Here is a 22061-nt window from a genome sequence, read left to right on the forward strand (position 1 = left end):
ACGTATTTAATCAGTCATAGACTTATACAAAAAATGAGGTAATTGTGTGTTTAATAAGAGACCTTCTCGGGGCAGCAAACAGATTCAATCAGTAATGAAGCCAAACTATGAAGATTATTTGAAAAAGAAAATCCAGGTGGATGACTCAACCATTCCAAATGATCAAAAATCTTTTCAGGATATTATTAAACATGTTTTTGAAGATGTAGGTGATTTTCGCGTTAGGTATATTCCTAAAAACGATGAATCGGGGGTGTATGTCTATTACATTTCCGGAATAACCGACGTAACTAAATTAGAAGAGCAACTACTACTCTCAGATGAATTGGAATTAGCGGTATTAAAAGAAAACATTAGAAACTTTGATTACTATGAGGCGGATTCATGGAAGTCTTGTATCCAAGGGTGCTTGGAAGGTCATGTAGTCATTCACTTACCTGGGGAAGTACCTTTTTTAGTGAACTATGTGAAGAAAGAACAGAGAAACGTAACAGAACCCACAACGCAGTATCAAGTATATGGACCGAAAATCGGCTTTATTGAAGATAGCAGAACAAATATTTCACTTATTCGTAAACTAATCAAGGACCCGAGGTTGAAATTAAAAGAATTCACCGTGGGAACGTTAAGTCACACCCACGTTGGATTATTGTATTTAGATGAATATGTGGACCCTGATTTGTTGGAGTTGGTCACTAGTAGATTGGAAAATCTAACAATGGAGCAATTGACCGATGGCGGGGAGCTTGCAAAAAAAATAGTGGATCATCCCCTGTCCATTTTCCCACAAGTATATGAAACAGAGAGACCGGACTATACTTCCATTGCATTAGGACAGGGAAAAATTGTGCTAATCGTCGATAATTCCACCTTCAGTGTCGTACTGCCAGCGACCTTGTTTAACCTGATTGAAATAAGTCCAGACAACTACCGAATGGCATTGGATAATTCTTTTATCCGTATACTAAGAATTGTGTCTATACTAGTAGCGACCATTCTTCCAGCTCTATACGTGTCTTTAGTTGGGTATCATCCAGAACTGCTTCCAACCACACTCGCTTTAACGATCGCTGATTCCAGAAATAATATTCCATTTCCTATTTACTTGGAAGCGCTAATGATGATTTTTGCTTTGGATGTTTTAGTAGAAGCAAGTCTAAGGCTTCCTAGTTTTGTAGGTCAGACTATTGGTATTGTAGGGGGGCTTGTTGTAGGTCAGGCGGCTGTAGAAGCTGGCTTAGTTAGTACAACAATGATTATCGTTAGTGCCTCAACCGCTATTACATCGTTTACACTCCCAACTTGGCATCTAATTTCTTCATGGAGAATTTCAAGATATCTATTAATAATCATGTCTGCTTTATTAGGAATATTCGGCTTAACAATAGGTATAGCGTACCTTACATTACATCTTTGTAACCTTAGTTCTTTCGGAAAACCATATTTATCTCCTGCAACCCCTTTTAATCCGAAAGAACTATTAAATATTTTTTCTAGATTAAGAAACAACCAATTTTCGAAGCCAAAGTGAAAGGAGGAGGAAGCTTTGCGTAATACAATACAACAATTCCGCGGCTTTGATTTGTTTGCCTTTACGTTTTCATCCACCATTACTTTGGGAGTAGCTTTTTTACCGTATGTAGCAGATGGGGAAATCAGGAGTGCTTGGTTAAAGCTAATCATAACGTCCATTCCCTTTCTTTTTCAGGTCTGGCTAATATCTAAATACTTCCGATTATACAATAATATGGATTTCTTCAAGGTATTTAAAAATCATGCCGGCCCTTTCATATATTTCACCATAATGGCTTACTTGATAATCAGTTCCATTTTTAGCACGATGAAAGTAACACAGGATCTGACTTTTCTAGTAAGGACATTTATGTTAAAAACCACCCCTACATTTTTTATTATTTTACCTTTCATCATACTTATCTCTATTGCAGTTCATTATGGATTATTGACAATCGTTAGGTTTGTTTCTTTCTTTGTTGTTGCAGAAATAATACTGCTTTCGACATTTTTGACTTGGGGATTTTTTGGTGGATATTTCGATTGGATCTTTATTCCACCTGTTATGAATGTTGACTTATCTGTTTTTCTAAATAGTTCTATTTCAGATGCTGCACGGTACGGGGGAATAGTTACTCTCCTTGGGTTTATCCAATATGTAAAACGGGGGGAAAAGACCTTTCGTGCCATGAGTACAGGATTATTATGTGTCATGCTGGTATATGTATCCTTGAGCTTGGTTGTATTAGGAGTGTTTGGATATGAAGAAGCAATCCATCTTATATCACCAATCATTACGTTGGTTCAATCAATTACACCTAGTACTGGTCTGTTAGAAAGGATGGATCTCTTGTTTTTGGGGTTTTGGATCATCTCTTTTATAAAAGTTTCTTGTATCCTTTTTTGGTTTTCGATTCATTTATTAGAGCAACTATTACCAAAAATAAAAAGAGGAATTTTAATTGTCTGCATTACCCCTTTATTTTTTATTTATGCGAATTGGGTCCCTTTTCAATTTATTGAAGGATGGCATGCTTATAATATCAATGTCTTAGTAGCTTCTTTGCTAGTCCCCTGTCTGCTATTAATCTTTGTCATACTAAGACACCGTAACTCTCGGGGGATGGTTTCATGATGGGAAAAAAGATACGATATTTGCCGTTACTGCTAGTGTTGTGTTTAAGTGGTTGCAATGATATGCGTGAAATTGACCAAAGAGGGATGGTATTAGGAATATCTATTGATCAAGGAGAGGAAAAAAAATATAAAGTTAGCATCCAGTTACCTATTCTGGGGAAAAGTCAAAACGGAGGGGGAGGTCCTGCGAAGTCCGGAGAATTTGAGGTGTTATGGAGTGAAGGGGATACAGTATGGGAAGCACTTACTAATTTGGAATCAAAGACGCCGAATGTATTATTTTTTGGACATCTAAAGGTTATTGTAATTTCAGAGAAAATTGCGGCATCTAGTATCAACGGTTCATTGGATTTGGTGGACAGAATTCCTGATATAGGGAACAAGGTCTTCCTTATAATAAGCAAGGATGAAGAGGCTAGCAAGTTTTTAAAATCAGAGTCCTCTCTCATAAAGTTACCGGCCCTGTATGTTAACCGATTCTTCCGGGCTGATAAAAAACTTTCTCGAACGCAGCCAATTAAAGTTTTCCAGTATAGACGGGATCGAAACACGGTATCTTCAGCGGCAGTTATTCCCTTTGCAAAAACAATTGACAGTGAAATTATTATTGAAGATATGGGAGTATTAAAAGAGGATGCATTAGTAGAAATCTTGGAAGGGAATGAAGTAGCAGCAAGTCAGCTGATAAAAGGCGAGAAAGTGGAAGAAATGAATTATATCACCCAAATAGAATCAAAAGGAAAAAACGTATCTGTTTCTTTATCTAGAATGATGTTAGAAAGTAAAGTGAATTTAGAAATGGTAACTCAGGTAACCTTTGATATTCATGTGAAGGGTGAAGGGAACCTTGTTGAGCTTTCTGCTGGTGAAACATCCAAAGACTTTATTGAAAAGCTCGAAGCTAAATTGAATCAAGAGATAAAAACGGATATTGAACAAACGATAGAGAAAATGAAGAACGCAAATGTGGAACCATGGTTGTTGGGGCAGAGGATATGGATAAAGGATCAAACCTTTTTTGAAACGTTAAAGTGGAAGGAAAAAGGGTTTAAAGAAGCATTATTTACTGTAAATGTGGACATTCAGATAGACACAACAGGACAAAAAGGGTTATTCAATAAATCGCCTATTTATCAGAAGTCAACTAGAAATGATGGGGAGTAAGAATGGAAAATACGTGTATAAATATTTTTTCACGCACAACGGGTTAAACTAAATAAAAATTAGTATAAAAAATCTTATACACAAAGGACACATCATGATTGGATTAATTTTAGCTATCCTCATATTTAATGGAATTGCATGGAAAGTAGATAAAAAACTATCTCGAAATCAAATGGTTCATATTTGGTTTTTTACGATTGCCTTTCAGCAAACACATGATTTCATTGTGGAATTTAAATTGGGGGGATACTGGTATTTTAATCCCGGGGTTGATTGGGCAGGGCTCTTGGCTCATACAATATTAATCGCTCCCGTAAATATCTTGTTCCTGAATTTTTTCCCTTTTAGGAACAATTTCTATAAAAAATTTCTTTATTTTATTGCGTGGCTTGCCTTTATTATTATTTATGAGATTATTGCTGCTCTACCTGAACCATATGGTTATTTTCACTATGGTTGGTGGAAGTTGCAGTATTCAATGGTGGAAGATGTAATATTGCTATTGATTCTATTAGGTTTTTATAAATACATTGTAAGTCTGGAGAAATCCATTGGAGGAATTCAATGATCATTTTAGTCACAGGATTTACCGGAAAAGTCGGGAAGGAAGTAGCCAAGAATTTAAAAGCAAAAGGGTTATCAATTAAGTGTGCAGTGAGGAATGTAGATAGCTTAAAGAGAGAACAGAATTCATATGATTTTGTGTCACTTGATTTTTCAAATCCAGCCACATTTGATCAAGCTTTAAACGAGATAGATAAAATATTTTTGATTTATCCTCCAGGGGCTGACATCAAGTTTGAAGAATTCTTAAATGTTGCAAAGCAAAAAAAAGTAAAGCATATTGTTTATTTATCTGTTAAAGATGTACAATTCTTGCCCTTCATCCATCATTATAAGAATGAAAAATTAATTAAAAAATCAGGTATTCCATTTACATTCATACGTGCCGGATATTTTATGCAAAATCTAAATGACTTTCTAGGTGCAGAACTGAGAGAGAATCGGCGAATATTCGTACCTGCTGGGAAAGGTAAGACGAGCTTTGTGGATACTAGGGATCTTGCCGAAGTTGCTTCCATAGCATTTCAAAATACGGAAGATCATCAAAATAAAAAGTATGTCATCACAGGTGATGAAGCATTGGACTTTTATGAAGTGGCTGAAATGATGACTGATGTGATGCATGTAGATATTCACTATACTAATCCTTCTGTGAAAGAATTTAGAGAATGTATGCTGAAAAAAGGTGCAAAGGAACAATTTATTAATGTGGTCGTAGGTATTCATTTCCCAACTAAACTTGGATTGGCGAAAGGGATTACCAAAGAGTATGAAAAACTAACAAAAATGAAGCCCAGGAAAATGAAGGACTACATAATGGACTACCAAGAGGAATGGTTATAAGGCGCTGAGACTGTTTTCTTTTCATGTGGATAGTACATAGAACCACTAGAACAAAGAGTAAGACACCAGTTGCCTTACTCTTTGAATTATCTAAACCACCTAATGTACCTCTCCATCACTTTAGGTAGGAAACCTTCAAATAGCTTCTTCCTCCAATAGGCATCTGCTGTACGTTGAACAGCTGCGCTATGATTTGGATACGGATGAATGACATTTGATATGCTACCGAGCTTCTTTTTAAACTGTTTGGAAAACACCGCCTCTTGCATCCAGTCCCCGGCATGATTTCCAATGGCATGGGCTCCTATGATATGACCTTTCTTATCCGTGATAATTTTTACAAAACCAGTTGTCTGGTGATCTGTTACGAATCGATCGACTTCGGAAAGGTCCACCTTATAGGCATCATAGTCTAATCCTTGTTCTTTTGCTTCTCCTTCGGTTAAACCTAAATGAAATACTTCTGGTGAAGTGTAGGTGACCCATGGAACATTGGAATAATCTATTTTTCTTCTTAATCCTATAAGTGCGTTTTGGACGACTAGCTTGCCCTCCATGCCGGCTACATGAGTAAAAGGTAATGTTCCGTTAACATCACCTACAGCATAGATGTGAGGGATGTTTGTTTGCAAGCGTGCATTCACTTTTATATGTCCGCGCTCATCTGTTTGAACATTGGCCTTATCTAATTGAAGTTTGTCAGAATTAGGGGTTCTTCCTGTTGCAACCAGTATTTCATCCACTTCCATAGAGATTTCCTGCTCTACTGGTTCCACCGTTAAATGAACAACTTTCCCGTTTGGTCCAGATTCAATAGAATTGACGTTAGCATTATAGAGTAGCTTCATCTCTTTAGAAAGAACATCTTTCATGAGTTGCTGAACTTCCTCATCCTCTTTTACTAGTACACAATCAGACTTCTCGACAACCGTCACTTCACTTCCTAGTCTCGCCATCGCCTGAGCCATTTCAATTCCAATCGGACCACCGCCTAACACTAATAGCCTTTTTGGTAATTTGGATAAAGAAAAGATGGTTTCATTTGTGATAAATCCATTTTCTTTCAAACCGGGAATTGATGGAACAAACGGTCTTGAACCAGTAGAAATTACAATTCTCTTCCCATAAATAATTTCTCCATTATTAATAACCACTTCATTCTTGGAGTTAAAAGCCCCCATTCCTATATAAACATCCACTCCTAGTTTTCGGAACCGATCCGCATCATCATGCACTTGAATATGTTCAATGGCTTCCTTCACTTTATTCATGACAGCTTCCATTTGAATATTCTCTGAAACGTGAACACCGAATTCCTCAAGGGAACGTGCGCTTTTAACGCGGTTTGCAATCTCAATTAAAGCTTTGGATGGAACGCAACCGAAATGTAAACAGTCACCGCCAGGCTGTTCTTCCTTTTCTATTAACGCAACTTTTCCTCCTAAAGAAGCAGCGCCGGCGGCTACTGTTAATCCTCCGGCTCCTCCTCCAATGACAATGAGGTCATACTTTTTCATAAAAACCTTCACCTCTTTTCTTCGGTTTTCGCAAATCCTAATTTAGAACGGACTTTTTTACTTAATATAAGCGGAAGAACACTTATCAGAATAAAAACGACAACTGCAAAAATAATGACCGATTTATTATCGCCGACAAAACTGGATCCCAGAAAATTGTAAGCAAAAGTACCTGGAATGATCCCAATTACTGTAGCCAAAACAAAATGCGACAGCTTCACCTTGGAAAGCCCCGCCAGGTAACTTATTAGGTCAAAATTGAACAAAGGTATTAAACGAAGAAGAAGCACATAGAAAAATCCATTGACCTCCATTTGCGATTGAATCTTTTGTACTCTCACGTTTGAAGTTTTCTTCTGCGTTATATTTTTTCCGAATTTCTTCGCAACAAGGAAAGATACGATTGCTCCTAATGTCGCCCCAATGATGGTATAAACCGTTCCCCATAAAACCCCAAAAGCAAGTCCGGCAGCTAAAGAGAGAATAGATGCTGGAAATAAGATGAGTGGTCGAATCGTATATAGAACAACGTAGATGATCGGTGAAAAGATACCGAAGGATAGAATCCATTTCCGAATTCCTTCTGGGCTGATATTTAGATAGTTGTGATTGATGTATAACAAGGAACCTACTATTATAGCTAGCAGTATTCCTTTAATCCAATTCTTTTTCATCATGAAACCCTTCCTTCCGGTATCAACTTATCTTCTATTATTAACCCAACAGCACATCAATGAGCAACAAATAAGGTGCAGGAATTAGTTTTATCATGATATTGAATACTTCCTATTTCCAACTACAATCCCGCCTAAAATAAGCACAACCCCAGCCCATTGATACATACTGATATGTTCGGATAATACAAATGCCGACATGATTACAGCGACAGGAAGTTCAGAGGCTGTAAGGATTGTTCCTAGGCTTGGTCCCACATGAGGCATTCCAATGGAAAAGAGTAATGGGGGCAGCACCACACCAAATATACCTAGAATTAACCCATAAGGAGCGATTCCCATTACAGTTGGTAGCTCGACTAAAAATACTGGGGGAAACAAGATAAAAGTAATAAGCAAGCCACCGGTGGAAAGAAGGGCACTTTTTTGAATCGCAGGGATTTCTTTGCCAATGATCCCACTCAAAAAAATAAAGATAGAAAAAGTAAAAGCAGAAAGTATTCCCCAAATTACACCTTGCCATGAAATGGATTCAATACTTTCTCCCAACAATCCGGCTGCCAAAACGGATCCAGAAAGTAAGATTACAATCGATACAATCTTACCTGATGAAGGAAGCTTTTTATAAAAAATCCACTCAATCAATGTGCCAATCCAAATAAATTGAAACAAACAAATGATAGCGAGGGAAGCTTCAAGCGTTTGCAAGGATTGGTAGTAAAGCAATCCTGTTAGGCCCATCGGTATCCCTGCTAACACAAGCTTCAATGTTTGCATGACATGTAATTTTTTCTTTCGGATAAATAAAGAAACAATCCAAATAATGATCGTACCAACTAACACCTGACTGCCTGTTACCTCACTCATGGAATAACCGGCAGCATAAGCAAGCTTCACGAATGTAGATAAAATCCCAAGGCAGCAGCCTCCTAAAAATACCATCAACGCATAATGCCAAGTCTTCATATAATTTACCTTCTTTCAATGATTTGTTTGAAGAAAATACAAAAAAGCCACACAACTGTCAGAAGACAGTCGTGTGGCGAAAATAGAGTGATCTCTAGAAAAATCCACAAGAAACATTTTATTATTAAATTTACAAACCAAATTATACTGAAATAATCCCTCCTTTTCAATAAGAAATTTCACTGCCAGCACAACACATTAAAAGTTGTGTTTCCATCAATTTAGGAGCAGAGTTGGTAGTAACAGGAGAGGGGACGGAAAAATGAACTTTAAAAATTCCATATCAGATACAAAGTTGAAAATGGTCCAATTGGAAAGAGAACTGACAAGGCTGGAAAATCTGAAAAGAGGGGAAGATGTCAACACATTACATGACAGATTAGTAAGTATAAACAAGGATATCGATGCGTTGATTCTTGAGGCAAATAAGAAAACAGGAAGAGTTAGTGATGGAATAATGATTTGAAGTAGGTTTTCTGATGGCCTTCTAAATTGTGTAAACGTACATAAGTTTTAATATTACGTGAACATAGTGGAGGGACATATGAATACGGTAAATAAAATATACGAGAAGTTTAAGGATATGATAAGCAGTTTACTCAGCGCACAATCGGATAATGGTGCCTGGAACTTTTGCTTTGAAGGAAGCATCATGACAGATGCTTATATGATTATCCTAATAAGAACACTTGAAATCACCGATGAGGAAGTATTGGTAAAAGATTTAGTAGAGCGAATAAAGTCAAGGCAATCGCCAAATGGAGCCTGGAAAGTGTACCCTGATGAGGACAAAGGTAACTTGAGTGCCACAATAGAGGGGTACTTTTCTTTATTGTATTCAGGGTACGTTGCCGAAGAAGCTAGCTATATGCGAAAGGCGGAGCGCTTCATACGCGAAAATGGAGGACTTGCAAAAAGTGATTGGTTGACCAAAATGATGCTTGCTATAACAGGGCAAATTATCTGGCCAAGTACCATAAAAATCATTCCGATTGAAATCATGTTACTTCCAAAGTGGTCCCCCATCACGATTTATCAGCTTGTAGGGTATGCGAGAGCACACTGGATTCCGATTCTTATCTGCAGTAATCTGAACATATCGTTTGTTACACCTCAAACCCCTAACATATCACCTCTTCAGGAAAGAATAAGTGATTCTGAAAATGAACGGATTTTGGAAGAAATGCAGAATCTAAAACTTTATTTTAAAAATGCCCTAGAAAAACTTTCAGAATCGCCTGAAGTCCTCAAGCAAAAAGCTTTTATCAAAGCGGAAGACTATATTATCGAGAGAATCGAAGAAAATGGAACCATGTATAGTTATTTCAGTGCAAGTTTCTTTATGGTCTTTGCCCTTCTTGCACGAGGTTTCGATAAAAAGCATCCCCTCATCCGTAATGCCTTTAAGGGGATGAAATCCTATCTTTGCAGAAATGCTGACCAAGCTTTTATTCAAAATTCCCCCTCTACCGTCTGGGACACTGCTCTTCTCACAGCTGCTTTGCAACAGGCTGGAGTCCCTCATCAACATGCTTCCATCATGAAAGCAAACAACTATCTTTTCTCTAGACAGCATCAGAAATACGGTGATTGGGCCATCAAAAATCCAGACGTTCCTCCAGGCGGATGGGGTTTTTCGGATATCAACACCTTTGTCCCTGACATTGATGACACAACTGCTGCTTTGAGGGCTATCACCCCATCAGCAAGAACTGAGCATCATTTCAAAGAAGCGTGGGACAGGGGAGTCGAGTGGATCCTGTCCATGCAAAATGATGATGGTGGCTGGTCGGCTTTTGAGAAAAATACGGATAACTATCTTCTGTCTTTACTTCCTTTTAAATATGAAGACAGGGTGCTTTTTGATCCTTCGACTGCTGATTTAACAGGAAGGACCTTATACTTTTTAGGGGAGTATACAACCATTCCCCAGGAGTCTGAAATTTTTCAAAAAGCAAAAGAGTGGCTCCAACACAACCAGGAGGCGAACGGGTCGTGGTATGGAAGATGGGGAAATTGTTATATTTATGGGACATGGGCTGCGATAACAGGATTGAAGGCTATCGGCGTATCCAATCATGATCCTATAATCAGTCGTACTGTGAAATGGCTTCTTTCCATACAAAATGAGGATGGGGGTTGGGGAGAATCGTGTGCAAGTGATATCAACAAGCGCTATATTCCTTTGCATCAAAGTACTCCTTCTCAAACTGCCTGGGCTTTAGATGCGCTCATTTCTGTATCGGAAACTCCAACTCCCAAATTAGAATTGGGAATTCAAGCACTATTGAGTTTACTAGAAGCGGATGATTGGAGAAGCACGTATCCTACAGGTGCAGGAATTCCAGGGGGGTACTATATTCACTATCACAGCTATAAATATATTTGGCCATTGCAAGCGCTTAGCCACTATAAGAATAAATATGATAGGTGAACAACATGATATTGAAAGGTGATTCTAACAAACAGAATCACCTTTTTTCTTTGCTCACACTTTATTCACATTTTTGGAGTAAAATAAGGGTTAGTATTTCTATTTAGGAGTGTTACGGATGAAGTATCCTTTTATTATAATCGCCATAATAATAACAGTTACACTAACCGGGTGTACAAGCAATGATATTGCATTGCCGAAAATGGAGAACGATGATTCGGTCATGTATATAAGCCACTTGAAAGAAAATGCCATTACCGCCTTGGACCTTGCCACAGGTAGGGAAGAGAAAGTAAGTCTGCCATTCCGGCTTTCCTCGATTGCGGAAATAAAGCCAGGTGTTTATATGGCTTCTGTCAAAGAAAAAGAAAGCCTTTTTGTAATTGATACAAATGAAAATAAAGTTTCTCCATACATGGAAATAGAAGCGGGAGTTCTTGAGCTGAAATATGATAGCGAAAATGGTCTTCTTTACACGGCAAATGGAAAAAACAACACGATACAAGTGATAGATATTGAGAAGGAAGAGGTTCTCAAAGAAGTAAGTGTGGAAGAGTATCCGTCTAAGATGGTACACCACGGAGAGCGTTTGTTTGTGCTTGCTTCTAAGAGCGGGGATGTACATGTGATGGACACTTCTACTAACAACATTAAACACTCTTTTTCGGTGAATGAGAGGCCGGAAGGGTTGCACTTTGATGGGAAGAATATATGGACTGGCGGGCATGGTGCTACCGGTGAATTGAATGAAAAAGTAATTGCCTATAATCCAGAGACAGGAGAAGAAGTAAAAACGGTGACAACTGGACTGATGCCAATCCAAATTTCACAGGTAAGCGGGAATTCTTCTATTTATGTGCTAAGCCATGGAGACCACAGCCTGACGAAATTCAACGCTGACACTTTTGAAGTGGAAAAGAAAATAAATGTCGGGGATAATCCGAGCTTCATGATTGCAGATGGGGAAAATTTATATGTGTCGAGCCTTGATGGGGACGAAGTAATTGTACTAGATAAAGAAAGCATGGATGTTTTAGACAAGTATGCAATAGCGAACGGTCCCTATCTCTTATTCAAAGGAGGCGAAAGAGAATGAAAAACGCCTTTTGTGTATTAGTGGTGGATGATGAAGCGGATATGCGCGAAATGCTTGGCATGTATCTTCACAAGGAAAACTATCAAGTCCTCCATGCGGAAAACGGAGGGGAAGCGCTGGATATGCTCTATGACCAAGCGGTGGACCTGATTATCCTCGATGTGATGATGCCAGTCATGGATGGCTTTACTGCTTGCAAAAAAATCCGTGAAAAATATATGATGCCGATTCTGATGCTCACAGCCAAAAGTGATGAATGGGATAAAGTGAGAGGTTTGAAGCTAGGGGCGGATGATTATGTAATGAAACCATTTAGCCCCAAGGAACTTTTGGCCAGGGTGGAGGCATTGCTTCGCCGATCCAATCAAGCATTCTTTGATGTGGTCTCGCACGCTGAGATAACGATTCAGAAAAACGCTCGGCAAGTGCTGGTTGGAGGGGAACGGGTGAACCTTGCACGAAGAGAATATGATCTTTTACTTTTTTTAATGGAACATGAAGGGAAAGTATTTTCAAGAGAACAGCTACATGATGTCATTTGGGGGCTGGATGCGGAAAAGAGTTCATACCGCACCGTAGACACTCACATAAAGACATTGCGATTCAAGCTGAAGGATGAAGGTGCCAAAATAAAAACGGTATGGGGCATCGGTTATAAATTTGAAGGTGAGGAAGCATGAAGCCATTATCTATTCGCAACAAAATTTGGCTTACCATCATTTCTGTTTCCGTTTTGACCATTATTTTGGTGGTGGTCGTGTCCTATTACCTGTATCAAACATTGTATATCGAAAAACAGACAGAAACTCTTTTAAAACAAGGACAAGCCTTGGAGCAATCCTACTATGAAAATAATCCGGAGAATTTCTCAAGGAAATTAGACTGGTTGGAAGATAGTTCGGATACCTTTTTCATTTTTACGGATGACCCGATGCTATTGGCAAGTGGTGCACCTTTTGACTCTTTTGCAGAAGAAAATCTAATCACTTTTTCCGAAAGACAGGACTTACTGAAAGGGAAAACGCTGACCTTCACGAAATACCATACCGGACTGAACCAAGAAATCAATGCGGTTGTCATTCCATTAAGTGTGGAAGATAGGTTGGAAGCAGTCATTTTTCTATATATTCCTTTAACAGCCATTGCGGAGGCATTTGAGCCAATCAGAAACTTTCTGATTGGTGGAGTTTTCCTAGTGATTATTCTTCTGATTTTAGTTGGAACGAAAATGACAAACAGGATTGTACAACCAATTAAGCAGATGGAGAAAGTGGCAAAAGACATTGCCCAAGGGGATTTTTCGAAAAGGTTATCCATAAAAGGCGAGGATGAAATTGCAAGCCTTGGTAGATCCATCAATACCATGTCATCCAATCTTGATGAAGTCGACAGGAACAGACGAGAATTTCTGGGCAATGTATCCCACGAATTAAGGACACCGATCAGCTATCTAAAAGGGTACAGTGAAGCGTTGGATGAAGGAATCATTCCAACAGAAAAATTTGCAGAAACGGTCAAGAAAGAAACGGATAGAATGGAACGTCTTGTTCATGATCTTTTGGATCTTGCTCAGCTAGAGGGTGACTCGTATCCGATGAACAAGGAACCGGTCATACTGGCGGAACTGGTAAAAGAAGTGCTGGACCGCTTTCGCTTAAAGCTGGATGACAAGAGTCTTGTAACGGAGGTCCAACTTGATGAAGGGGTCGTCGTGAATGGGGATTATGGGAGACTTGATCAAGTCATGGAAAACCTTTTGAGCAATGCTATCAAATTTTCCGCTACTAACAGGAAAATAAGAATTCTTGTCAGAGAGGGAAAAGAGATGGGTGTCTTGAAAATTGAGGATGAAGGAGTAGGTATTCCAGAAGAGGATGTTCCCTATATTTTTGAAAGGTTTTACCGAGTCGAAAAAGCCAGGACTAGAACAAGCGGTGGAACCGGCCTTGGACTTTCCATTGTCCAGCAGATTATAAATAAGCATGAAGGCAGGATTCATGTCGATTCTAAGCGTGGAATAGGAACAGTAGTGACAGTGGAATTACCGTTGTTTGATTTTCAATAATCCTTCATTCTTTTTTCACAATTGACCGTCAAAATATAAGCATACAAAGATAAAGTTGAAGGAGTATGCTTATGGAGAACACAACGAATCAAGATAAGAGCAAAAATCAGAGCAGAAATGGCCTCTACCAAACCATGTGGAGATGGCACTTTTATGCTGGGATTATTTTTGCTCCTTTTTTAATTATTTTGGCCTTCAGTGGTGCTGTTTATTTATTTAAACCGCAGATAGAATCCTATTTGTATCAAGATCTATATTATGTGGAAGAAACAAACTCAGCAACTTTGTCTGTAAATGGGCAGGCGGAAAAGGTAAGGTCGCAATACCCGGACGCTATCATAACAGGAGTATCCGTTTTTGATGAGGAAGAACGGACTTTTAAATTTTCCACGATGCAGGACGGACAGGCGGTAAATGTTTTTGTAGACCCTTATTCCGGAAAGGTGTTGGGAAATCTTCCTGTTGAAAAAGAACTGATGACCATCTTTATGAAACTGCATAGCGAACTGCTTGTCGGCGGGACGGTTGCCAACCGCTTAGTGGAGCTTGCTGCTTGCTGGGCCATTATTCTTATATTAACAGGACTGTATATTTGGTGGCCCCGAAACCGAGCCTCCATTTGGGGCACCGTCCTTCCGAGATTAAGAAGCAAAGGACGGGTGTTCTGGCGTGACATGCATGCGGTACCAGCATTCTGGCTGTCCATTGGACTCTTGGTCTTAATTTTGACAGGGCTGCCATGGTCCGGTGTTATGGGGGAGCAAATCAATCGAATCGCAACAGCAACAAATACCGGATATCCAGCATTCTCTTTTGCTTTCGGACCTAAGCCTGAATCGGTCTCAGTGACAAAAGATGTCGCCGAAGATGTCCCTTGGGCTGCAGAAAATATTCCAGTACCTGCTTCGGTCGATAATCAATATGTACCATTAACTCTAAATGACGCCGCAGGAATTGCGGAAATGAAAAATGTTCAAAAGCCGTATTCCATCTCCATGCCACAAGGGGAAACGGGAGTGTTTACGATAGCTGCATCTCACTCCAAACCGTTTGATAATGCTACGTTGCATGTTGATCAATACAGTGGTGCCGTGCTGACAGATGTTAGATATGAGGACTATGGATTTTTGGGGAAAGCAATCACCTTAGGAATTGCCCTTCATGAAGGGAAACTATTTGGTTTGGCTAATCAACTATTGGGTCTGTTGCTTTGCATTGGTTTGATAGGAATGATGGTAAGTTCCTTAATTATGTGGAGGAAAAGAAAACCGAAAAATGGGTTAGGCGCTCCAGGTAGAAATGTAGATATAAAGATAAAAAGGGCAGTAACCATTATCATGCTGCTACTAGGACTTGTCATGCCGTTGGTAGGGATCTCCATCATTGTGGTGCTCTTATTAGATAAGCTTGTATTTGTAAGAATAAAACGTTTAAAAGCCTGGTTAGGGTAGGAAAGGTGTCGTGTTTAAAATGAAGAAATTATTGCTAGTAGTTGTACCGATTTTATTATTGTTGGCGGGTTGCACAAGTGCGCCTGAGGAGAAAACCTCTTTGGAAATTGTTGAGGTTGAAATAACACTTCCTGAAAACGTGAAGGAAGAAGAGAAAGTAGCGATTACGACCTTAGTTACGCAGGGCGACGAAAAAGTGGAAGATGCCAAAGAAGTGCAGATTGAGATTTGGAATGTGGAGAACGGAAAAGAAAACAGTGTCCTTCTTGATGCAGAGCATGTTGGTGATGGCGTTTATGAAGTAAAACATTCTTTTGGTGAAAAGGGAGTTTATCGAGTTCAGTCTCATGTAACAGCTCGTGACATGCATGTCATGCCTACTAAGCAATTGGTGGTTGGGGATATGAGTCAGGAAGAGATCGACGCTATTTTGGAAAGTGAAGTAGAAGAGGAAGAGCATGATGATAGTGAGGACAGTGGGCATCATCATTAAAAAAGAACCGAGGGGACAGGCACGCCGACCCACATTAGGGGGCTGGGGTGCCTGTCCCCTTAAATTTTTTCCATTCTTGTAGGAATAATTGAATTTTTTCTAGTAGAAATCCTTTACTATGTTAATAGAACATAGTGAAGGAGGTCAACTTACATACATTATATTAATCTCTAAACCTAGCAATCAATCGTTGTCGTAGCTGCAGTTTGATTTGAACAAGTCATTCAAAAAATTATTGTGGTTGGGAGAGATGGGAAGATGGTAAATGCGTATCAGAAGATGTTGGTATTCAGTTTTACTTTAATGCTTGGGATGGTATTGTCATTGGTCGCGGCAGAAGAAGCGTCCGCTTATAACTGGACGAGGACGTTAAGTGAGGGCTCTAGTGGTACGGATGTAAGAGAATTGCAGATCCGGGTAGCAGGCTGGGCAGCTGATTCACCGCAACAAACAGTAGTCAGTGTGGATGGTCAGTTTGGACCGGGTACGAAAGCTGCGGTCATCCGATTTCAACGTGCTTACGGATTGACGGCAGATGGAGTAGTTGGACCACAGACACAAGCAAAGTTAAATGAATTAGAATCACCAAATGGAACGAAACACTTCAGTTACAGCGAATTTTATTCTAAAGACGGAAGCGGGTTCAACGGCGGGAATGTATCAGCAACAACCGTTCGCGAAAATGTACGCCGTATGATGTACAAGCTTGAGGCAATCCGAGTGAAAATTGGAAACCGTCCAATGAATGTCAACTCCGGTTTTAGAAGCATCTCTCACAACCGCAATGTCGGCGGAGCTTCCAACAGCCAGCACACCTATGGGATTGCTGCAGACATCAGCGTATCTGGTGTGAGCACTACCACTGTACGCAATGCTGCGAAAAGTTCCGGATTTAGCGGGATCTACAGCGAAGGCAGCTTTACACATATGGATAGCCGAGTGGAATATCCTTATGGTACGCAGTATTGGTGGTGGGAATAAAAGTCAAAGAAGAGTACATATCCGGATATCGGATATGTACTCTTTTTATTCTACATCTACAAGAGGATTGTAAAGTTCAGATGAAATAAAATTTTCTTCGAATAGTATATATGGGTGTGTTTCGAATAGAATGGTTTGAAGTTGTATCGGCATTTGCTCTGCTTCATATGCACAGATTAATGGGAAGGATAGGCTTATCACTTTTTCATCTGCAGTTCGCTCAATATCTTCTATTAAATGTATGGGATCTCCTACTGAAGCCCATTCTACATGTGACCATGTTCGGAAAGAGAGATTTTTGTCCACGTAAGGTTGTACTGTTTTATTAAAGTATTCTAATATTGCAGGGGGTTGATAGCTGCCATTTGTAAAATAAAAATCAAAGTTATTCACCCGGTGTAAAAACTTAAATTGCTCAAATGTTAACCTGTTACTCAGTTCTCTATAAATCAATCGATAATTACGCTCATTTTCAATTAGAATCACATAATCTCCAGCCATTATGCCATTCAACACAAAATCTACAACTGTACTTATGTACTTCTTTAACCCAACATAAGGATACAGAACATGAACACTTCTCTGCTCCTCAAACAGTTGATACATTTTGCTATGCAATCGGACCACCCCTTCGTTTACGAGTAACTAGTAATATATATTTTACTTGATATATGAATAGAAAGCGAAATAATTATTTCTATTAAATGTAAATATTAGAGAAGGATTTTAAAACCACTTTATGGAAATGTATAGAGTGTGCTGATTAAGAATGGAGGAAAACATATATGCCATTTGCCATTATTGTATTGGTTTTATCAATAGGAATAGGTATCGTACTGAGCCGTAAATACGAAAATAGAGCATTAATCATTTGGGGACTTATAACCATGCTATCCATTGCTCCATTCTTCAGTTGGATTGTTGCGATTCTTGTTGGAGTGAGTGTAGGGGATGGTTTTGCTGCAGTGGCAGTCATGTGGCTAATGGCCCCTGCATTGTTCTTGATAGGAGTGGGGATGGTTGGTGCTGGGGTGTATAAGAAAGTGACCGGGGAGAATCTCTAGGGGGATGGGATCAATTTTATGGAATAATTAAACCAATTTTAGTCCAAAATTCCCTTCTGAAAATGGGTTTGGACATTTTTTGATTAGCTTTGGACATTTGAGTTGCGTCTTAGAAGGTACTTCGGCCATTTAAATTGGTCCTTCGGTCAAGAAATTCAAGTGTTTGGTCATTTGAAAATTTGGTTCGGTCAACTTTCCAAAATCTTCGGTCAAACTCGGAGAATCTTCGGTCAACTTTCAAAAAACTTTGGTCAAAATCACGAAAACTTCGGTCATTTACGAAAATGGCAGTTCGAGGGAGGATGAAAAAAATGAAAAATATTGATAAAAGAAGCCGTTTGGATGAATCACCTTTCAGCTACCGCATCTCAAAGGATAATACCATTTTCCTTGATTATGAAAACCGACAAGTAAAAATCCTGAAAGGAAAAGAAGCGAATAAATTCCTAGAGCGGATGGAAGCTGCGGATGATGATAAAGCTAAGCAATTGATAATGGCAAAAATAACTGGAAATTTCAAAAGAGGTAATGAGCGAAGTGCAAACTCTGATAAATAAAAAAAAGTATGCAATAGGGGAGGGGTTCAAAATTGAATCCAAAAATACGTTGGTTAGTTTCTATTTCACTGGCAATTCTTACGATTTTATTAATTTCAGAAGGTCTCCATCTTTGGTCATACGGTTCAGATGTTGATGGAAACGGTATTGGTGTGTATTTTTTAGGACTGGAGATTAACGACAGAGTATTAGAAGCGACCATACCAACTTATGCAATTGGGTTCTTTATTGCAGGATTGTGTACATGGCTAATGAGTATAACTAATTTAACAAAATTACTATTAAAGTCAACTTGAAAAAGCAACAAAGGGTTTGTTGTCATGGGGACTGCAGGGGGATAACACGTAACACATAAGTTCCAGAACTTTTTTCTGAATAGTATGATATAGTAATATTTGTAAAGATAAGCGGCATCGGAGCAGTTCCGGTGCTTTTCTTTTATGTGTTGAAAAGAGAAAAGGGTGGTCGTATGTCTTCATGGAAGTACCCCCTCTTATTGATTGCCGGAATCGGCGTATCTTATTTGGGGAGCTGGATTTACTTAATTGCATTAAATATATCCATTTTAAATATGACAGGTTCAGCAGCGGCCGTTGCGGGCTTATACATAATCAGGCCAATCGCCATTTTACTGACCAATATGTGGGCCGGAAGTGTCATTGATAGAGTGAACAAAAGAAAGCTCATGATATGGGTGGATGTAGCACGTGGAGGACTAGTGTTTCTCATCCCATTCATTGATTCACTCTGGACTATCTACTTTATTTTGTTAGTTATCAATATGGTCGGGGCATTTTTTGGACCAAGTTCTTCTGTGTACATAACGAAACTTATTCCGGTCAGCGAACGTAAAAGATTTAACTCGTTATTAAGCATGACAAGCTCAGGTGCGTTCCTTTTGGGGCCGGCCATTGCAGGATTTCTCATCATGTATGTGAGTACCGACATATGTATTTTGATCAACGCAGTGACGTTCTTAGTATGTGCATTCTTCATTTTCCTGCTGCCGGATGTGGATGAGAAGGTTGAAAACAAACGGGAACCGATCCGCCTGCAAACTCTAATGGACGATTGGAACGTGGTCAAGGACTTCTCAATGAAAGCAAGATTTTTTATCACTGTTTATCTACTGTTCCAATCCGCTATGTTACTTGGATTTGCTTTGGATTCGCAAGAGGTGACTTTTATCAAACAAGTCCTGGAATTGTCTGACCGTGATTACGGGCTAATCGTAAGTTTGACGGGTCTCGGGGCCTTGGGCGGTGCGTTTGTGTCGGCTTTGGTAGCAAAAAAAGTATCATTAAAAGTTTATTTAGGAGTTGGGATGCTTCTAACTTCTGTGGGATATGTAGCCTTTTATGCTTCTTACGACTTTTTTACTGCTACTGCTGCCTTTGTATTCCTCGGCTTTTTCATGGCATTTGCCAATGCAGGGTACGCGACATTTTTCCAAAACACTGTCCCTGTTGATATCATGGGGAGGTTCGCTAGTATTGCAGAGATGTTCCAAGGGATGGTGCAAATAGCACTTACGCTGCTCCTCGGATTTGCAGCTGAGGTGTTCTCCTTGCAATTTGTTTGCCTGATATTTTCAGGTGTTTCCACCGTTTTTGCATTGGTTTTATTAATTGCCATTATAAGACCCTCGAAAGCAAGCTATTTTAGGGAAGAAGTTTCTGTTTAACTAAGGGGGAAATATGTTGACTAATCTATATTTCATTAGGCATGCTCATTCCATTTACACACCTGATGAATTGGAGCGGCCCTTATCTGAAAAAGGGTACAAAGATGCTGAGAGAATACTAGCTTTGATCCAACCTGACAATATTGATGTGGTAGTTTCCAGTCCTTATAAGAGGGCAGTTCAAACTGTAGAAGGTGTGGCGGAGTATTTTAATTTGGAGATTGAGATTTTTGAAGACTTGAAAGAACGCACGTTGACAGGTAAGCCCGCTGAAGACTTCGCAGCAGCCATCACAAAGGTCTGGGAGGATCCAAACTTCGCCTGGGAAGGCGGCGAATCCAATATGGAGGCGCAGGCAAGAGGTGTGAAGGTCATCCATCGCCTATTAGAAAAGTACGAAGGGGAAAATGTGGCGATCGGAACGCATGGAAACATTATGGTTTTAATCATGAATCATTTTGACAAGCAGTATGATTTCTCGTTTTGGAATGGGTTGGATATGCCGGATATCTATAAGCTAACGTTTGATGGGGATGAGTTGGTTGGGGTGAGTCGGATGTGGGAGAGGTGAACTCTTGGGCAAAAAAGTTTTAAAAAGGATCAGAGGTAAAAGTTGGGGATTTCTCCAAAAAGTAAGCAGCGTTTTCCTCATGAATTGGTTGAAACAAAAAATGATTGTAAATCAATACTCAGACATGTCAGAAGAAGAAAATAACCATTTGGACGGTATTAAGCGGCAAAACCCTTTTGGAATTATGGTTCTAGTATTAGGAGGGGCATCCTTCGCTTTTGGACCAGAATATAAATGGATTCCAATCTTTACAATGCTATTCTGTTTAGCAACCATTGGCACTTTTGACAGAGTAAAAGAAGATAATCCATGGCCATTTGGCATCGGGTTTGGGTTAAGTGTTATTGGATTATATATGTATTTAGTTAAAGTGTACCATGATGATTATCTTTATTGAGACGGGGAGTGGGGGATATATGTTATTACATACAGAAGTTTTTGGGGATGGAGAACCAATCGTTTTTCTACATACAGGCTTGCAAACGGGGATGACTGATTTTGAAGAACAGCGGGATTATTTTCAGTCGCGATATAAAGTAATTTTGCCAGACTTAAGGGGGCATGGAAAGTCTTCTTCAAGTAAGCTCTCAAACTATTATGAGGATTGTGCCTCCGATTTAAAAGATACGTTGAATCTTTTAGGGGTGGAATCTGCCCATATCGTTGGCTGTTCCATTGGTGCATTGGTTGGACTATTTCTTGCCAAGAGGTTTCCAGACAAAGTGAAGACATTGACACTTTCTGGGATGATGACTGAAAAACCTGTTAATTGGTCGGAAATACATCGGAATATGGTTGTACAGCATTCTAACCTTTTGGAAAATGAACAAGTTGTAGCCTACTTTGACCAGCTTCATGGTAATGGTTGGAGGGAGTTTATTCACTTGTCTGCGGAAGAAGATTCCTATCCATTTGAGGAAACTTCTAATTTGGGTGAGCTGAAAATGCCAACATTATTCATGGTAGGAGAGAAGAACGCGAATGAAGTGAAGGGGGCTATCATTGTCCCACTGTCAAATATGTACATCCACGTATCAGTCATCCCGTTTGCAGGACATCTGGTTCATTCCGAGCAGCCGGAGGTCTATAACCGGATTTTAAAGGGGTTTTTGGAGAGATATAGTGTGGTTGGTGTAGAAAGTTAGTTGAAATGAGGCTATTAGTGCAAGCAGGATACCTCTTCCTGGTAAGGCAGCAAGGTGCTAGGGTGATATATCAATAAATCTGGGAATATATCAATAATTTTCGAGATATATCAATAAAATTCAAGATATATCAAGAAATTCTG

24 protein-coding genes are annotated in these 22061 nt (G+C 39.4%); 20 read left to right on the forward strand and 4 right to left on the reverse strand.

Features of this window, described 5'->3' with window-relative positions:
• Window positions 1-46 precede the first annotated feature (46 nt).
• The 5 genes from K7887_RS04505 to K7887_RS04525 all read left to right on the forward strand — a co-directional run bounded on the left by K7887_RS04505 (window position 47) and on the right by K7887_RS04525 (window position 5220).
• On the forward strand, window positions 47-1531 hold the full coding sequence (locus tag K7887_RS04505) for a spore germination protein (protein WP_223492390.1): 1485 nt from the start codon (window positions 47-49) through the stop codon (window positions 1529-1531).
• A gap of 15 nt (window positions 1532-1546) precedes the next feature.
• Window positions 1547-2647, forward strand: coding sequence for a GerAB/ArcD/ProY family transporter (locus tag K7887_RS04510; RefSeq protein WP_223492391.1), 1101 nt, complete (start codon window positions 1547-1549; stop codon window positions 2645-2647).
• Window positions 2644-3813 (forward strand): Ger(x)C family spore germination protein, encoded by a 1170-nt coding sequence (locus K7887_RS04515; RefSeq protein WP_223492392.1) that lies wholly within the window; start codon window positions 2644-2646, stop codon window positions 3811-3813. The genes K7887_RS04510 and K7887_RS04515 overlap by 4 nt, the downstream gene beginning before the upstream one ends.
• A gap of 94 nt (window positions 3814-3907) precedes the next feature.
• Entirely contained in the window at window positions 3908-4381 is a 474-nt protein-coding gene (locus K7887_RS04520; RefSeq protein WP_223492393.1) for a hypothetical protein, read from the forward strand.
• On the forward strand, window positions 4378-5220 hold the full coding sequence (locus tag K7887_RS04525) for an SDR family oxidoreductase (protein ID WP_223492394.1): 843 nt from the start codon (window positions 4378-4380) through the stop codon (window positions 5218-5220). Before K7887_RS04520 ends, K7887_RS04525 begins: the two co-directional genes overlap by 4 nt.
• A gap of 86 nt (window positions 5221-5306) precedes the next feature.
• Here K7887_RS04525 and K7887_RS04530 read toward each other — a convergent pair whose 3' ends face one another.
• The 3 genes from K7887_RS04530 to K7887_RS04540 all read right to left on the reverse strand — a co-directional run bounded on the left by K7887_RS04530 (window position 5307) and on the right by K7887_RS04540 (window position 8377).
• Window positions 5307-6737: a dihydrolipoyl dehydrogenase family protein gene (locus tag K7887_RS04530; RefSeq protein WP_223492395.1), complete on the reverse strand. Its 1431-nt coding sequence runs from the start codon at window positions 6735-6737 to the stop codon at window positions 5307-5309.
• An 8-nt stretch (window positions 6738-6745) separates the two neighbouring features.
• Window positions 6746-7414: a TVP38/TMEM64 family protein gene (locus tag K7887_RS04535; RefSeq protein ID WP_223492396.1), complete on the reverse strand. Its 669-nt coding sequence runs from the start codon at window positions 7412-7414 to the stop codon at window positions 6746-6748.
• 90 nt (window positions 7415-7504) lie between these two features.
• Window positions 7505-8377 carry an EamA family transporter gene (locus K7887_RS04540; protein ID WP_223492397.1) on the reverse strand — a complete coding sequence of 291 codons (873 nt, stop codon included), beginning with the start codon at window positions 8375-8377 and terminating at the stop codon, window positions 7505-7507.
• Between the two features lie 262 nt (window positions 8378-8639).
• Between K7887_RS04540 and K7887_RS04545 the strand changes: the two genes are divergently transcribed.
• From K7887_RS04545 to K7887_RS04580, 8 genes are all read left to right on the forward strand, one after another.
• Window positions 8640-8843, forward strand: coding sequence for a hypothetical protein (locus tag K7887_RS04545; protein ID WP_223492398.1), 204 nt, complete (start codon window positions 8640-8642; stop codon window positions 8841-8843).
• Window positions 8844-8921: 78 nt separating this feature from the next.
• Window positions 8922-10811, forward strand: a complete 1890-nt coding sequence (gene shc / locus K7887_RS04550; RefSeq protein WP_223492399.1) for a squalene--hopene cyclase — start codon at window positions 8922-8924, stop codon at window positions 10809-10811.
• Window positions 10812-10929: 118 nt separating this feature from the next.
• Window positions 10930-11907, forward strand: coding sequence for a YncE family protein (locus tag K7887_RS04555; RefSeq protein WP_223492400.1), 978 nt, complete (start codon window positions 10930-10932; stop codon window positions 11905-11907).
• Window positions 11904-12587: a response regulator transcription factor gene (locus K7887_RS04560; RefSeq protein ID WP_223492401.1), complete on the forward strand. Its 684-nt coding sequence runs from the start codon at window positions 11904-11906 to the stop codon at window positions 12585-12587. The genes K7887_RS04555 and K7887_RS04560 overlap by 4 nt, the downstream gene beginning before the upstream one ends.
• Window positions 12584-13972, forward strand: coding sequence for a sensor histidine kinase (locus K7887_RS04565; RefSeq protein ID WP_223492402.1), 1389 nt, complete (start codon window positions 12584-12586; stop codon window positions 13970-13972). Before K7887_RS04560 ends, K7887_RS04565 begins: the two co-directional genes overlap by 4 nt.
• Window positions 13973-14043: 71 nt before the next feature.
• Complete coding sequence (locus K7887_RS04570; RefSeq protein ID WP_223492403.1) at window positions 14044-15423, forward strand: PepSY-associated TM helix domain-containing protein; 1380 nt, start codon at window positions 14044-14046, stop codon at window positions 15421-15423.
• A 19-nt stretch (window positions 15424-15442) separates the two neighbouring features.
• A complete protein-coding gene (locus K7887_RS04575) occupies window positions 15443-15916 on the forward strand; it encodes a FixH family protein (RefSeq protein WP_223492404.1) in 474 nt (157 codons plus the stop codon).
• A 258-nt stretch (window positions 15917-16174) separates the two neighbouring features.
• The gene (locus K7887_RS04580; RefSeq protein WP_223492405.1) at window positions 16175-16897 is read left to right on the forward strand and encodes a D-Ala-D-Ala carboxypeptidase family metallohydrolase; all 723 of its coding nucleotides are present in this window, start codon (window positions 16175-16177) and stop codon (window positions 16895-16897) included.
• A 45-nt stretch (window positions 16898-16942) separates the two neighbouring features.
• Here K7887_RS04580 and K7887_RS04585 read toward each other — a convergent pair whose 3' ends face one another.
• Complete coding sequence (locus tag K7887_RS04585) at window positions 16943-17515, reverse strand: MEDS domain-containing protein (RefSeq protein ID WP_223492406.1); 573 nt, start codon at window positions 17513-17515, stop codon at window positions 16943-16945.
• 167 nt (window positions 17516-17682) lie between these two features.
• Here K7887_RS04585 and K7887_RS04590 point away from each other — a divergent pair, with 167 nt between their 5' ends.
• The 7 genes from K7887_RS04590 to K7887_RS04620 all read left to right on the forward strand — a co-directional run bounded on the left by K7887_RS04590 (window position 17683) and on the right by K7887_RS04620 (window position 21918).
• Window positions 17683-17961 (forward strand): hypothetical protein, encoded by a 279-nt coding sequence (locus K7887_RS04590; protein ID WP_223492407.1) that lies wholly within the window; start codon window positions 17683-17685, stop codon window positions 17959-17961.
• Window positions 17962-18272: 311 nt separating this feature from the next.
• Window positions 18273-18518: a hypothetical protein gene (locus K7887_RS04595; RefSeq protein WP_223492408.1), complete on the forward strand. Its 246-nt coding sequence runs from the start codon at window positions 18273-18275 to the stop codon at window positions 18516-18518.
• A 32-nt stretch (window positions 18519-18550) separates the two neighbouring features.
• Window positions 18551-18814, forward strand: coding sequence for a hypothetical protein (locus tag K7887_RS04600; RefSeq protein ID WP_223492409.1), 264 nt, complete (start codon window positions 18551-18553; stop codon window positions 18812-18814).
• A gap of 173 nt (window positions 18815-18987) precedes the next feature.
• A complete protein-coding gene (locus tag K7887_RS04605; protein WP_223492410.1) occupies window positions 18988-20202 on the forward strand; it encodes an MFS transporter in 1215 nt (404 codons plus the stop codon).
• 13 nt (window positions 20203-20215) lie between these two features.
• Window positions 20216-20773, forward strand: coding sequence for a histidine phosphatase family protein (locus tag K7887_RS04610; RefSeq protein WP_223492411.1), 558 nt, complete (start codon window positions 20216-20218; stop codon window positions 20771-20773).
• A gap of 79 nt (window positions 20774-20852) precedes the next feature.
• The gene (locus tag K7887_RS04615) at window positions 20853-21170 is read left to right on the forward strand and encodes a cell division protein FtsK (RefSeq protein ID WP_223492412.1); all 318 of its coding nucleotides are present in this window, start codon (window positions 20853-20855) and stop codon (window positions 21168-21170) included.
• Between the two features lie 19 nt (window positions 21171-21189).
• On the forward strand, window positions 21190-21918 hold the full coding sequence (locus tag K7887_RS04620; RefSeq protein WP_223492413.1) for an alpha/beta fold hydrolase: 729 nt from the start codon (window positions 21190-21192) through the stop codon (window positions 21916-21918).
• Window positions 21919-22061 lie beyond the last annotated feature (143 nt).

Origin of the sequence: Sutcliffiella horikoshii (assembly GCF_019931755.1) — a bacterium.
GTDB lineage: Bacteria > Bacillota > Bacilli > Bacillales > Bacillaceae_I > Sutcliffiella_A > Sutcliffiella_A horikoshii_E.